The sequence below is a fragment of the Streptomyces sp. NPDC059900 genome (assembly GCF_050270335.1).
GTDB lineage: Bacteria > Actinomycetota > Actinomycetes > Streptomycetales > Streptomycetaceae > Streptomyces.
This window is the reverse complement of the sequence record NZ_JBNNJZ010000242.1, coordinates 1-11,786: the sequence shown is the minus strand read 5'-3', so window position 1 is coordinate 11,786 and position 11,786 is coordinate 1. Positions and strand designations below refer to the sequence as shown.

Below are 11,786 nucleotides of genomic sequence, written 5' to 3'. Positions count from 1 at the left end.
CCCTAAGGGTTGTCACAGGTCAGCGGCAAAGCCGCTCTCCTCCCGAGGACGGACGACCCCGGCCCTCCAGACCAGGTACGTTCGATTCGTGGCTGGATTCAGGATCGGACGCGGCCGGGACAACCGCACCCCGCAAGCACGCCCCCAACAACGACCGCGGCAGGAGCCGTACGGACAGCAGGCCCCCCGGGGCCAGCAGCCGCCGTACGGCTACCCTCAGCCGCCCTCCCAGCAGTACGGCGGTCAGCCGCCCTACGGCCAGGGTCAGGGCGGTGGCCACGGAGGCGGCCAGGGCGGCGGTTACGGCGGGCAGCAGTGGCCGCAGGCCGGCGGCCACCAGGGCAACCACGGCGAGCCGGAGTATTTCGGCGGCGGCCACGGAGACCCGGGGCACGGCGGCCAGGGGGGTCAGGGCGGCTTCGATCCGTACGCCGCCAACAACCCCGGTCACACCCAGGCCTTCTCCGTGGGCGAAGACCCGTACAACCAGGGTGACACCTACCGCGCCGGCCAGGCCCCCGCGCCCGTGGGCCCGCGTCTGCACTGGAAGGACCTCCTGCGCGGCATCGTGCTGAGCCCCGGTCCGACCTTCCTCCAGATGCGGGACTACGCGATGTGGGCCCCGGCCGTCATCGTGACGTTCCTCTACGGCCTGCTCGCGATCTTCGGCTTCGACGGCGCCCGCGAGGACGCGATCAACGCCACGATCTCGACGGCCGTCCCGTACGTCCTGACGACCGGCATCGCGATCACGATCAGTGCGTTCATCCTCGGCGTGGTCACCCACACCCTGGCCCGCCAGCTCGGCGGCGACGGCGCCTGGCAGCCCACGGTCGGCCTCTCCATGCTGATCATGTCGATCACGGACGCGCCCCGCGTGGTCGTGGCGATGTTCCTCGGCGGCGGCCAGCCCTTCGTCCAGCTCCTCGGCTGGGCCACCTGGGTCGCGGCGGGCGCGCTGCTCACGACGATGGTGAGCAAGTCGCACGACCTGCCGTGGCCGAAGGCGCTCGCCGCGGCGTCAATCCAGCTGCTCGCGCTGCTCGCGATCATCAAGCTGGGCACGTTCTGACGACGTGGAACGGAGGCGGGCCCCGGCGGATGCCCGCCGGGGCCCGCCTCTTTCTTGTTCTTGTTGCTTGCTGATTGCTGCTTACTGCTTGCTGCCGCTCAGGCGTCGAGAACCTGCCCGGCACGCTTCACGACGGGAGCTTCGACGCTCCACGGGAAGTTGATCCAGTCGTCGGTGCGCTTCCAGACGTACTCGCACTTCACGAGCGACTGCGACTTCTCGTAGATGACGGCGCTGCGCACCTCGGCGACATGATCGAGGCAGAAGTCGTGCACGAGCTTCAGCGTCTTGCCGGTGTCGGCGACGTCATCCGCGATCAGCACCTTCTTGTCGGTGAAGTCGATCGCGTTCGGAACGGGCGCGAGCATGACGGGCATCTCCAGGGTCGTCCCCACGCCCGTATAGAACTCGACGTTCACCAGGTGGATGTTCTTGCAGTCGAGCGCGTACGCGAGCCCGCCCGCGACGAAGACGCCACCGCGGGCGATGGAGATGATGATGTCGGGCTGGTAGCCGTCATCGGCGATGGCCTGCGCGAGCTCGCGCACCGCGTCGCCGAACTTCTCGTACGTAAGGTTCTCGCGCACGTCACTCATGCTGGATGTCACACCTGGGTCCGATGGAAATTGAGGAAGGAACGGGAGGCGGTCGGCCCGCGCTGCCCTTGGTAACGCGATCCGTACCGCTCCGAGCCGTAGGGCGCCTCGGCGGGCGACGTCAGGCGGAACATGCACAGCTGGCCGATCTTCATGCCGGGCCAGAGCTTGATGGGCAGCGTCGCGAGGTTGGAGAGCTCAAGCGTCACGTGCCCGGAGAAACCGGGGTCGATGAACCCGGCCGTGGAATGTGTCACAAGGCCGAGCCGCCCCAGGCTGGACTTCCCCTCGAGCCTGCTTGCGAGGTCGTCGGGCAGGCTGATGACCTCGTACGTGGAGGCCAGCACGAATTCGCCGGGGTGCAGGATGAACGGCTCGTCGCCCTCGGGCTCGACGAGCCGCGTCAGGTCGGCCTGCTCCACGGAGGGGTCGATGTGGGGGTAGCGGTGGTTCTCGAACACCCGGAAGTAGCGGTCGAGCCGCACGTCGATGCTTGAGGGCTGCACCATGGATTCGTCGTACGGATCGATCCGTACTCGTCCGGCGTCGATCTCGGCCCGGATGTCCTTGTCTGAGAGAAGCACGCACCGAGGATACGCAGAGCGCGCGGGCCCGCCCCAATCGGACGGCCCCGCGCGCTGCGGTTCTCACTTTTCCCGGCGTTCCTCCGCGTCCCCCGCGCCGCGCTGCCCCCGCGTCGCTACCGCCGCATCGCTACTGCTTCTGCGACGCGACCGGCACGGCATGCCGCAATCGGGCGCAGCGTGGACAGCGGATGAGGCGGCCGGGTCCGAGCCGGTCGGCCTTCTGCATCGGGAACGAAGCAGTGCTGAACACGTGCCCTTCGGCACATCGGACGACGGTGCGCTCCATCAAGTCCTCGAGTCCCTTCCCCAAAGCCGTAGTTGAGCTCGTGGCTCGCCGCATGATGCTCGCGGGCGAGGCGACGACGAGAGGCCACATTACGGGACGAATGGGGCGCCCCTGCACGCGGCACTCCGGCTCTTCACCGTACGCCCCAACTCCCGCGTCCCGCAGAGCCATCCATGCCCCGGACAGCACGCAGACCCCAGGGCAAAAGCGCCCGGGGCCTGGAATGAGGTAGAGTGTGCGACGTTACGACACCGCCACAGACGGTGTCTTTCGCGGGTGTAGTTTAGTGGTAGAACATCAGCTTCCCAAGCTGAGAGTGCGAGTTCGATTCTCGTCACCCGCTCCACACTTGAGGCCCAGGTCAGCGACCTGGGCCTTTTTGCTGTGTCCGCTGATCACTCGCCGCGTGCCAGATCCGTGCCAGAAGGGTTCTCGCGCTGCTGGTCGGAGGCTGCTCCCCGGGCCCGACGAACGGTCGCGTCCAGCCCTGCGGCGACTTCCTGCTGTCGGTCGTCGTCGGAGTGCTGGTAGATCAACGCGGCCTTCTCCGACGACTGCCCGGCTCGGACCATCGTGTCCTTGAGCGTGGCACCTGAACGGGTCGACAGCGTATGCCCGGTGTGACGAAGGTCGTAGAACCGGAACCCCTCCGGCAGACCGTCAACGAGCTGCCGGGCCTTGCGCCACTTCCGCCCAAAGGTGCTGCGTCGGAAGGGAGCTCCCCGCTCGCCGACGAAGACAAGCCCGTCAGGACTCGACTCGACGTACGACTCCAGATGCCAGCGCAGCTCGCGGTGGAGGAACGCGGGCAGAACCACGGTCCGGGTACCGGCCTCGGACTTGGTGTCGCCCTGTACGCGCCGCCCGTTCATGCGCTCCGGCTCTGCGGCACGCACACGAATCCGCAGGGTGTCGAGGTCGATGTCCTTGCGACGGAGGCCGGCCAGCTCTTCCGGCCGCAGCGGACCGTACGCCCCGAGATAGACCATGAGCCGCCACCGCATACCCATGGCTTCGGCGAGCGCGTCGACCTGGCCGACAGTGGCAATGCGCCGCTCAGCAGCCTTTTCCTTACCGGCGCCCTTGATGCGACAGGGATTCCGGGTGACCAGCTCGTCGTCGACCGCCGTCTCCATGACGGCCTTGAGGAGTCGGTACGCCTTGGCGGTCATCGTCTTCGCCCCTGTGCTCCGCAGCCGTTCAGCTCGCCATTCGCGGACACGCGGCGCGGTGATCTCGTCCAGGTCGAGATCAGCGAAGGCGGTGAGGTGCTTATCCAGGAGATACCGGTAGAGATCTTGGGTGAGCGGCGCGAGCTCCCGTTCCTCCACCCACTTGTCCGCGTAGGCGCGAAAGCCCACGGCCCCCGCGTCAGGGTCCCTCCACTCCCCTCGGCGGATCTCCGTCTGTTTCTCGGCGAGCCAGTCATCGGCGTCCGTTGTCGTCTCGAAGGTGAACGGAGCCGGGCGCATCACGCCGTCCGGCCCCGGGTACCGCGCCTGATACCGGCCTGACGGCAGCCGCCTGATCGCACCAAAGCGGCGGCGTCTCCCCCTGCTGTTCGCCATCAAGCAGCCCTTCCGTAGCGAGCGCGGGGCCGCCTGATCGGCTGCACTGTGTGGGAGGTGATGAATTCCTCGACCGCGCTCTCCGGGATGCGCACGTGGCGGCCGACCTTCACGTACCGGATGCGGCGCTCCTCGATGAGCCGACGCGGGAAGCGGGGCGTCGTGCCGAGCAATTCGGCGACCTGATCGACAGAGAGATGGCGCTCAGCCACAGGTGGGTTCCCCTTCCGTTCCAAGGGCGGGTTCGAGCGTTTCGGCGAGCCAGGCTTCGGTGTCGGTGAGGCCGGTTCCGGCGTAGACCCAGTGGTCGAGGACCAGGGTCGTGACCACCTCCGAAAATCCGTAGGTGGTCTGGTCGTCGTCGGCGGCGGCTTGCAGGCGACGCCATTCGGCGCGGGCCGTGCGGAGCGCGCCGAGGGTGGTCGAGTAGCGGCGGGACTTCGTAGAGAAGTGGCCGCGGAAGCCGAGCATGTGGGCCCAGGCCCGGAGTCGGAGTTCCGCCAGGTCCTTGCGGGCACCGAGAGCCCAGGCGGTTCGGATCATGCGGCGCGCGTGGTCGCTGATGTCGAGCTGGGCGACTTCGGCGATGAACTTGAGAGGGCGGTCCAGAGCTCCCGTGGCAGTCTCGGCGCCCTTGGTCGCGTACTTGGCGATGTACGCGGCGACGGCGCGTTCGGTCAGCTCCTGGTCGCCGTCGAAGTCAGCCGAGCGGATCGTTCGTACATCGAGTTGGCGGCCGAAAGCGAAGGCGTGCGCGCGGCCGTCGATGACCGGGCCGTCTACTTGGGCAGCGGTGGCGGCGGCTCGGATGGCGTCGGTCAGCAGCTCGGCGGTCGCCCAGGCGGGCGGCGGGGTGTAGCCGCCGTCCGGGCCGTCGATGCGGATGACCGCGTGGAAGTGGACCGCACCGCGCTTCTGATACTCGGCGACCTTGGCGAAGGACACCCGCGCGTAGTCAGGCAAGACCCGCTGTGTGAGCCCGGCTCGCTTGGCGACCTCCCGGCGGACGTAGGTGGAGAAGCGCCGCCAGAGTGCACCGGCATGCGCGTTCCAGAGCACGGCCGCTTCGTAGTCGTAGGTGTCGGGGTTCAGCGGGGTGCCGAGGGCGGTGTCCTCCTGGTCGTGGACGACGCCGCAGCGGCACGGGCGGACTGTTCGGGCCGGGCCCTTGGGGCGGTTGTGGACCGGTCCGAACCCGGGGGCGGTGAAGGTGGCGAAGACGCGGGGGTGGGCGGCGACCTGTTCGGGGACGCCCTTGCCGCCGCGCAGGCCGGAGGTGATCAGGTGGAAGGTGTCGCGGCGGTAGACCTCTGCGCAGGCCGCGCACCGGGTCGTACGGCGGTTGTTGCAGCGGACGAGGAGGTGACCGGCCGGGAGGTCAGCGGAACCGAGGTGGTGGAGGACGTTGCCGATCTCGCCGGTTCGGGTGTTCACGGCGTGCTCGGTGCGGTGGCCGTCGAGGCGGATCGGGTGCGTGCAGCCGCCGAGTCCGGAGAGCTGGCGCAGGAGCGCGGGCATGGTGCCGCGGGCGGCTAGTTGTCCGAGTTCGCGCAGCGGGGGCGGGGTGGCGCGGGTGATGATGGCGGTACTCCTTCTGGCTTCGGCTAGGAGGGGCAGGGCCCTCGGGGCGGCGGATGCTTGGCGGTATCAGGGCCGCCCCGGGGGTCTGTCAGTGCTGGCGGTCTAGCGCCGCTGCTGATTGCGGAGCATCGAGCGGATGACCACGGCGCACACCGCGACGGAGATGGCCGTGACGGCGACGGCGGCCAGGAGCGCGGTCAGCACGACGCCGCCGACGAGGACGGCCACGACCGCCCCGGAGGTGACGGATATCTGAGGCGTCGACCGCTGCACGGGGGCGACCGGGGCGGCCACGGTGTGGATGTGTGCGGGCGGGGGCGTAGGGCTGTCGGGGTACTTGGGCTGGAACACGGCGAAGCTCTCCTTACCTACTCGTCTAGTCATGTGAGCCGTTTACGACGCCCACGCCGGAGCGCGTACCGGACTCGATGGCCGGGGCCATGAAGGTGCGCGAGAGAAGGAAGCCGAACAGTGCGATCACCACGACGATCCACGTGCGGACGCCGAGGAACTTCACTGCTCCCCAGGCGATGAGGCCGAGGACGAGCACGAGCGGCAGGCTGACGGTCACGGAGGCGGGTCCTTTCAGCGGACGGGGCAGCGGTGGGTACGGGCGGCCAGCTCGGCGGCGGCGCGGCTGTCGTAGTCAGCGGAGAAGCCGCAGCGCGGGGCCGTGCAGGCGGCGGTGTGCTTCTCGCGGCCACGACTGTCGTACGACGTGCCGACCTGGACTGGACCGATGCGGGCGACGGAGCGGAAGCGGCGGTTGGCGCTCATGTGGATCTCCCTTCAGGGCGTACAGAGCTTTCGGGCGTTCAGAGCTGAGCGGCGATGGCTGCGGCCATGGGCATCGGGACGCCGAGGCGGGCGCGAAGGGTCGTGGTGTCGATGGCCGTTCCGGTACGGGTGTGGTGCTCGGCGGCGACTTTGCGGGCGTGGTCGACCAGGGCGGCCGGGACGGATACGGGGGTCGGAGGGGGCGAGGCGGGCGCGGGATCGGTGGCCGGTGGCGGCGGGAGCTCCAATACGGGATCGGGCGCGTCCTCCTGGTCGTCCTGGTCGATGCGCTCGGGCTCTCGGTCGTCCTCCTCGGTCACGTCGTGCCGGGTCGGCGCCGAGTGCGCGAGGAGAGTGCCGCCGAGGAAGGCCACCGCTGGCCACCCCGCGACGAGGATGCGAAGCCAGGCCGGCACAGAGCTCATGTCGAGCAGTCCGGCGGTGGCGACGTTCGCGCCCAGCGAGGCCGCGAGCGCGATGACGAACCAGCACCAGCCCGCGGCTTTGGCCTCGCCGGTCCGCAGTCGACGCCAGGCGGCGACGAGCAGCAGGTCGACCGAGACCGGATAGGCCCACGCTTTCCATCCGTCCTGTCCGGCCGCCGAGGCGACATCGTGCAGGTGGGCGAAGGACAGGGCGGCGGCGATGACGGCCTGGACGAGCACCGCGTCGATACGGGCCAGTTGGGCGCGCATGCTGCGGCTCCTTCCGGGTTCAGACATGGCAGGGGTAGGGACGTGGCGCGAGGCGGTCACGCCGACCGGGGTGGGTGGGTGCGGGTCAGCCGGTGACCGGTCGCGGCTTCACAGCCGGGGCCGGGGAGTCGACGGGCTGCGCGGGCACAGTGGGCCGGAAGGGCTTCAGCGCGGGCAGGTCAGGAACCAGGTGGGCCCAGTCGCGGCAGGTCTCGGCGGCGTCGGCGAGGGAGAGATACGGCGTACGGATGCGGGACCAGCCGCCGGAGGTGTCACCGGCGACGGCGAGACCGGGCCGTTCGGCAGGGATGGCGCAGGCGGCGGAGACCGCTTCGGGGGCGATGTCGCCGAGCGCCATTTTCGCGGAGCCTTCGTCGTTCACGCGGTGGCAGACGCGGCCGGTCAACTGGGCTCGGAGCATCGTTGCGCCCTTGCCGAGCTCGGCGCCGAATCGCTGTCCGCACACCTCCAGGTAGATACCGGCCGCGCGGCCGAGCTGAGCAAGCCGGATGAGCTGGGTGACCATCTCGTCCCGCCGTTCTTCCTCCTTCTTCGTGGCGACGAGGAAGAGTTCCGCCACTTCGTCGACGAACAGCACCACGGGAACGGGCCGTTCCTGCTCGGGCAGCCCCCAGATGTCGGAGGTGATCTGCTCGTCAGGCGTGCCCGGGGCGATCCCCTGCCGGGCCTTGATCAGGTCGTACCGGTCCTCCATCTCCTTGATGAGTACGGGCAGCAACTCGGCGGCCTGCTCCGGGTCGGTGGCGAGCGCCGACAGCCGCGGGGCGAAGGGCGCCAGCTCCACACCGCGCTTGCAGTCGATGCCGACCAGGGCGACGGACTGCCGCGCGAGTCCGGCGAGGAGGTGCCGCAGGTACATGGACTTGCCCGACAGGGTGGCGCCGAGGCTGAGCCCGTGCGGAACGACGCGGTAGTCACGTACGAAGGGAGTCGCGTCCTCCCGCAGCGCTACGAGCACTTGCAGGAACCGGCCCACCGCTTTGCGCGGCATGCGGACCTCGCGCAGTACGTCGTAGCCGACGAGTCGCAGCTCCACCACGCCAGGCTTGATTGTGGTCACGTAGACGGCGTGAACTCCCCAGGCATGCCGCAGGCGTTCGGCCGAGGCGGCCACGTCGGCGGGTTCCTGGCCGGGCGCGAGCCGCAGGCGAATCCGTAACCCGGTCGTGGTCGGGCGGATGATCCCGCGACGCGGCGGTACGGGCCGGATCTCCCCGCGCGTAGTTGCCTTGACCGCCAGGACCCGCAGCCGGGACGGCGTCACCGTCAGGCCGCAGGCTTCCATGACAGAGCCGTACGAGCTGAGCAGTCGGGCCGTGGATATCGGCAGGCCGACCGCGGACCAGTAAGCCCCCGGATGCTTGGCCCGGGCGTAGGCAGCCCCGCCGCCGAGTGCGGCGACAGGACCACCCACCTCCAGAAGCGTCGTCAGGTCGGTCATCAGGCCGAGGCCTCCATGGCGACCGGGAAGGCGGCCGGAGTGACGGCGGCGCAGCGGTAGGCGATGCCGTGCCGCTGCTGGCCGTTGAACACGCTCTCCCACGGCCGGGCCACCAGCCCGGGGAGCGAGACCGGCGCACCGAGCGCCAGCCCCTCAGAAACTCCGCTCTCCGGGATGGTCACCTTGATCAGGGACGACTCCCCCTCCTCGATGTAGACGACGCCGATCGTCATCAGGGCTTCACCGCTGTTGATGTCCTTGGCGATCTCGCCCGTCTGCCGGTCGCGGACCTTGGGCTCGGGCGCCTCAGTCAGCAGGATCGTCGCGGCCGAGGTCTCCACACGGATGGTGCGCAAGATTCTTCCCATCTACTCGTCTATACAAGATGCAGCTTTCGAACCCGACCTCCGGGAACGACGACCACGTTGCCACACAACTTGCCCACTCGTCTATACGAGTATGTCTGTTGGGATGTACGAGTTCTGGAAAGCGGACCCCGCGTGTCACGGCCGCCAGGCCCTTACGTAGCCGGGAGCTGGTACGACAGGACGTATGCGTCCGCCGCCATGACGGTGTCGCAGACCTCCACGGCCCGCCCTTCGGTGTCATACGCGGTGCGGACCAGGTGGATCACGGGCACGCCAGGAGCCAGCCGGAGCGTCTTCACTTCTGAGGGCGCGGGCATGCGTGCCCGGATCTCCTCCTCGAAGTGGTCGAGGTGGTGCCCCAGCTCTTCAAGGCGGGCGTAGATGCCGCCGGGGCCGGGGTTGGGTTCGGCGATCTGCGTACCGCGCGCGATGTCGAGCGGGAGGTAGGAGGTGGCGAACTCGACCGGCCGTCCGTCGAGCAGATACCGACGCCGACGAGCCAGCACGCGCCGCACAGAGCCGAGCCGGGTGGAGATGTCCTGCGTGGCCTTCTCCTCCTTGACCTCCAGGCTGTCGACCTGCGGGTGACTGCCCGCAGCATCGGCCTCGACGATGAAGGCGGACTTGCCCTGATCCCGGTGTCGCCGGGCGAAGCGGTCGGAGGCCAGACGCCGGACGGGCGGCCGGGGCCGCACGAAGACACCCTTTCCATGCTCGGCATGGACCAGGCCCTCACCCGTCAGCACCGAGAAGGAGTTCCGAACGGTCATCCGGGAGACGCCGTAATGCTCGACGAGTTCGGCTTCGGAGGGCAGCTTTTCGCCCTCCTTGAATCGCCCACGGTCGATGGCCTCGCGCAGCTGGTCGGCGATCTGCCGGAAGACCGCACGATCGCTCGTGGGGTCGAGATCACCGAGCAGACTCGGGAGTGACGTCACGTGTACTCCTTTAGGTATCTAGACGAGTGGGCGAGTGTTGTTGCTACGGTGGAAAGCCTAGCTATCCGGGAGGGCCGAGGACCTTGAGCACTGACCGTCCGCACTCCGTGAGCGTGGCCGGAGTCATCGTCGACGACCAGGGCCGAGCCCTTCTGATCAAGCGCCGCGACAACGGCCACTGGGAGCCCCCGGGCGGGATCCTCGAACGTGAGGAAACCATCCCCGAGGCCCTGCAACGCGAAGTCCTTGAAGAAACCGGCATCAAGATCGTGCTTCCTGCGACCCTGACCGGCATCTACAAGAACATGCGGGGCTTGATCGTCTCCATGGTCTTCCGCTGCGAGGCCGCCGACGGGACCCCCACTACCGGCGACGAGACCCGCGCACTGCGCTGGGCCACCCGCGAAGAAGTCACCGAACTTGCCGACGAGGCTTACGCGATCCGCGTCCTTGACGCACTCGACGCGGCATCCCCACCGGCCATCCGCGCCCACGACGGCGTGAAACTCGTCTAGCTCGAACCCGCTGCACATGGCGGCCTACCAGCACGAAGGAACTTGTATGCACGAGTATACGAGCACTATCCGAGTCTGGGGCCTCACTTGCCCAGGTTTCCCAGAAGAGGTCAGCCGGGCCCGACGCTGGACACGGGACATCCTTCGTGACTCGCCCCTGGCGGAGGACGCCGAGCTGATCGTGAGCGAGCTGAGCGCGAACGCGATCCTGCATACCGCCAGCGGTCACCAGTCGGGCAGCTTCTCCCTGACGGTCGAGGTAGCACCGCAGATCATCGCGTTGTCGGTCACGGACGACGGAGGCACGGGAACCGCCCCGAAGGTCGAGCACCAGGACGAGGAGGCGGAGCACGGCCGGGGCCTGGACATGGTCAGCGCTATCGCGCACCGGATCGTGGTCCACGACAGCGACAAGGGGCACACGGTCACCGCGGAACTCTTCACCGGCGCCGGCCGGGAGGGCCAGCCGTGCGGATGAGCGAGCCCCGACGCGGCTACTGGTGCGAGTGCTGGACGGAGACCGCCACGCAGCAGCAGCGGTCCGGGCCGCAGCTACGAGGATCGTTCGACGCCTACTCGGCACCGCAGGCCGACAGGTGGGTAGCGATTGCACTGCGCACCATCACACCGGCACTCGACGCCAAGGCCGCGGATGAAGCGTGGGAGTGGCTGTACGAGGGCCGCATCCACACCCGCAGGGCGCTCCTGCGCATACAGCCGTGCACGATCTCCGTGACGCACGCAGACACCAGCATCACTTGGACGATCCGCCCAGTGCTCTTCCTGCCTCTCGCCGACCGCCAGGCAGCGGAACTCCCAGCATGCGCTTACGACTTGAAGCCCCAGCAGACGGACTGAGTTACAACTTTCTCTACTGGTTCAAGTACCCGGCGCCGCTCCGCGCCGCCGGGCGGGCTCACGGCTCCGCTCGGGGCTCCCGCTCCTGCCTTCGGCCCGCTCCGCCCCGGCTGCGCCGACGCCCGCCCACACACGGACAGAGCCGAGTTCAATCGGCGATCACCCCACGCAAAGGCTCAAGGCAAGGCAATGCCTCCGGCGGGGGCGCTCTGACTCTGGGATGGAGGGGGCGCCGTACGCGACTGCGGGCTCATCGTGGCGTGCGAGGGGGCTCCCATCCCGTCCACCATCGACCCAGGCCGAGCCGAGCAGACGCGGCCCATGGCGTCCAGGTCGTTCGTACAGTGGCGCGCTCCACCTGGACGCCATGAACCACGCCCGCTCCACATGCGTGTGGGTCGACGGCGGACGGGATGGGAGCTGGGGAAGTAGTGGGTTAGGGAAAGAGGTCGGGTGCGGGGGTGTCGGCGCGTAGCCTCACCC

General features: G+C 68.8%; 16 protein-coding genes and 1 tRNA gene. 5 read left to right on the top strand and 12 right to left on the bottom strand.

Annotation, left to right across the window (positions count from 1 at the left end; genetic code table 11):
* Positions 1 to 88 precede the first annotated feature (88 nt).
* A complete protein-coding gene (locus ACQKIP_RS26700) occupies positions 89 to 1,072 on the top strand; it encodes a Yip1 family protein (protein WP_365859138.1) in 984 nt (327 codons plus the stop codon).
* A gap of 98 nt (positions 1,073 to 1,170) precedes the next feature.
* On the opposite strand, the gene ACQKIP_RS26695 is transcribed toward ACQKIP_RS26700, so the two are convergent.
* Both ACQKIP_RS26695 and dcd read right to left on the bottom strand, forming a co-directional pair.
* On the bottom strand, positions 1,171 to 1,668 hold the full coding sequence (locus tag ACQKIP_RS26695) for a phosphoribosyltransferase (protein WP_365859140.1): 498 nt from the start codon (positions 1,666 to 1,668) through the stop codon (positions 1,171 to 1,173).
* Between the two features lie 8 nt (positions 1,669 to 1,676).
* The gene (dcd, locus tag ACQKIP_RS26690) at positions 1,677 to 2,252 is read right to left on the bottom strand and encodes a dCTP deaminase (protein ID WP_030682615.1); all 576 of its coding nucleotides are present in this window, start codon (positions 2,250 to 2,252) and stop codon (positions 1,677 to 1,679) included.
* 561 nt (positions 2,253 to 2,813) lie between these two features.
* Here dcd and ACQKIP_RS26685 point away from each other — a divergent pair.
* Positions 2,814 to 2,887: transfer RNA gene (locus ACQKIP_RS26685), tRNA-Gly, on the top strand.
* 49 nt (positions 2,888 to 2,936) lie between these two features.
* Here ACQKIP_RS26685 and ACQKIP_RS26680 read toward each other — a convergent pair.
* The 10 genes from ACQKIP_RS26680 to ACQKIP_RS26635 form a co-directional block, all read right to left on the bottom strand.
* Positions 2,937 to 4,109, bottom strand: a complete 1,173-nt coding sequence (locus ACQKIP_RS26680) for a tyrosine-type recombinase/integrase (RefSeq protein WP_365859142.1) — start codon at positions 4,107 to 4,109, stop codon at positions 2,937 to 2,939.
* Entirely contained in the window at positions 4,109 to 4,321 is a 213-nt protein-coding gene (locus ACQKIP_RS26675) for an excisionase family DNA-binding protein (protein WP_365859144.1), read from the bottom strand. The genes ACQKIP_RS26680 and ACQKIP_RS26675 overlap by 1 nt, the downstream gene beginning before the upstream one ends.
* Complete coding sequence (locus ACQKIP_RS26670) at positions 4,314 to 5,627, bottom strand: replication initiator (RefSeq protein ID WP_365859146.1); 1,314 nt, start codon at positions 5,625 to 5,627, stop codon at positions 4,314 to 4,316. The genes ACQKIP_RS26675 and ACQKIP_RS26670 overlap by 8 nt, the downstream gene beginning before the upstream one ends.
* Before the next feature lie 165 nt (positions 5,628 to 5,792).
* The gene (locus tag ACQKIP_RS26665) at positions 5,793 to 6,041 is read right to left on the bottom strand and encodes a SpdD protein (protein WP_365859148.1); all 249 of its coding nucleotides are present in this window, start codon (positions 6,039 to 6,041) and stop codon (positions 5,793 to 5,795) included.
* Positions 6,042 to 6,066: 25 nt separating this feature from the next.
* Positions 6,067 to 6,261 (bottom strand): hypothetical protein, encoded by a 195-nt coding sequence (locus ACQKIP_RS26660; protein ID WP_365859150.1) that lies wholly within the window; start codon positions 6,259 to 6,261, stop codon positions 6,067 to 6,069.
* Positions 6,262 to 6,275: 14 nt separating this feature from the next.
* The gene (locus ACQKIP_RS26655) at positions 6,276 to 6,467 is read right to left on the bottom strand and encodes a mobile element transfer protein (protein WP_365859152.1); all 192 of its coding nucleotides are present in this window, start codon (positions 6,465 to 6,467) and stop codon (positions 6,276 to 6,278) included.
* A 38-nt stretch (positions 6,468 to 6,505) separates the two neighbouring features.
* Positions 6,506 to 7,162: a DUF2637 domain-containing protein gene (locus tag ACQKIP_RS26650; RefSeq protein WP_365859154.1), complete on the bottom strand. Its 657-nt coding sequence runs from the start codon at positions 7,160 to 7,162 to the stop codon at positions 6,506 to 6,508.
* An 85-nt stretch (positions 7,163 to 7,247) separates the two neighbouring features.
* Entirely contained in the window at positions 7,248 to 8,624 is a 1,377-nt protein-coding gene (locus ACQKIP_RS26645) for an FtsK/SpoIIIE domain-containing protein (protein WP_365859156.1), read from the bottom strand.
* Positions 8,624 to 8,980 (bottom strand): hypothetical protein, encoded by a 357-nt coding sequence (locus ACQKIP_RS26640; RefSeq protein ID WP_365859437.1) that lies wholly within the window; start codon positions 8,978 to 8,980, stop codon positions 8,624 to 8,626. The genes ACQKIP_RS26645 and ACQKIP_RS26640 overlap by 1 nt, the downstream gene beginning before the upstream one ends.
* Before the next feature lie 164 nt (positions 8,981 to 9,144).
* Positions 9,145 to 9,930 (bottom strand): GntR family transcriptional regulator, encoded by a 786-nt coding sequence (locus ACQKIP_RS26635; RefSeq protein WP_365859158.1) that lies wholly within the window; start codon positions 9,928 to 9,930, stop codon positions 9,145 to 9,147.
* Between the two features lie 107 nt (positions 9,931 to 10,037).
* On the opposite strand from ACQKIP_RS26635, the gene ACQKIP_RS26630 reads away from it, so the two are divergent.
* From ACQKIP_RS26630 to ACQKIP_RS26620, 3 genes are read left to right on the top strand one after another with little or no spacing between them, the layout of a single operon-like run.
* Positions 10,038 to 10,445, top strand: coding sequence for an NUDIX hydrolase (locus ACQKIP_RS26630; protein WP_365859439.1), 408 nt, complete (start codon positions 10,038 to 10,040; stop codon positions 10,443 to 10,445).
* Between the two features lie 46 nt (positions 10,446 to 10,491).
* Positions 10,492 to 10,923, top strand: coding sequence for an ATP-binding protein (locus tag ACQKIP_RS26625; protein ID WP_365859160.1), 432 nt, complete (start codon positions 10,492 to 10,494; stop codon positions 10,921 to 10,923).
* The gene (locus ACQKIP_RS26620) at positions 10,920 to 11,303 is read left to right on the top strand and encodes a hypothetical protein (protein WP_365859162.1); all 384 of its coding nucleotides are present in this window, start codon (positions 10,920 to 10,922) and stop codon (positions 11,301 to 11,303) included. Before ACQKIP_RS26625 ends, ACQKIP_RS26620 begins: the two co-directional genes overlap by 4 nt.
* The last annotated feature ends 483 nt before the right edge of the window (positions 11,304 to 11,786 follow it).

Coding starts and splice junctions, on each gene's coding strand:
- ACQKIP_RS26695 (WP_365859140.1), bottom strand. CDS start 1,668: ATGAGTGACGTGCGCGAGAACCTTACGTACGAGAAGTTCGGCGACGCG.
- ACQKIP_RS26680 (WP_365859142.1), bottom strand. CDS start 4,109: ATGGCGAACAGCAGGGGGAGACGCCGCCGCTTTGGTGCGATCAGGCGG.
- ACQKIP_RS26670 (WP_365859146.1), bottom strand. CDS start 5,627: ATGCCCGCGCTCCTGCGCCAGCTCTCCGGACTCGGCGGCTGCACGCAC.
- ACQKIP_RS26655 (WP_365859152.1), bottom strand. CDS start 6,467: ATGAGCGCCAACCGCCGCTTCCGCTCCGTCGCCCGCATCGGTCCAGTC.
- ACQKIP_RS26650 (WP_365859154.1), bottom strand. CDS start 7,162: ATGCGCGCCCAACTGGCCCGTATCGACGCGGTGCTCGTCCAGGCCGTC.
- ACQKIP_RS26645 (WP_365859156.1), bottom strand. CDS start 8,624: ATGACCGACCTGACGACGCTTCTGGAGGTGGGTGGTCCTGTCGCCGCA.
- ACQKIP_RS26625 (WP_365859160.1), top strand. CDS start 10,492: ATGCACGAGTATACGAGCACTATCCGAGTCTGGGGCCTCACTTGCCCA.
- ACQKIP_RS26620 (WP_365859162.1), top strand. CDS start 10,920: ATGAGCGAGCCCCGACGCGGCTACTGGTGCGAGTGCTGGACGGAGACC.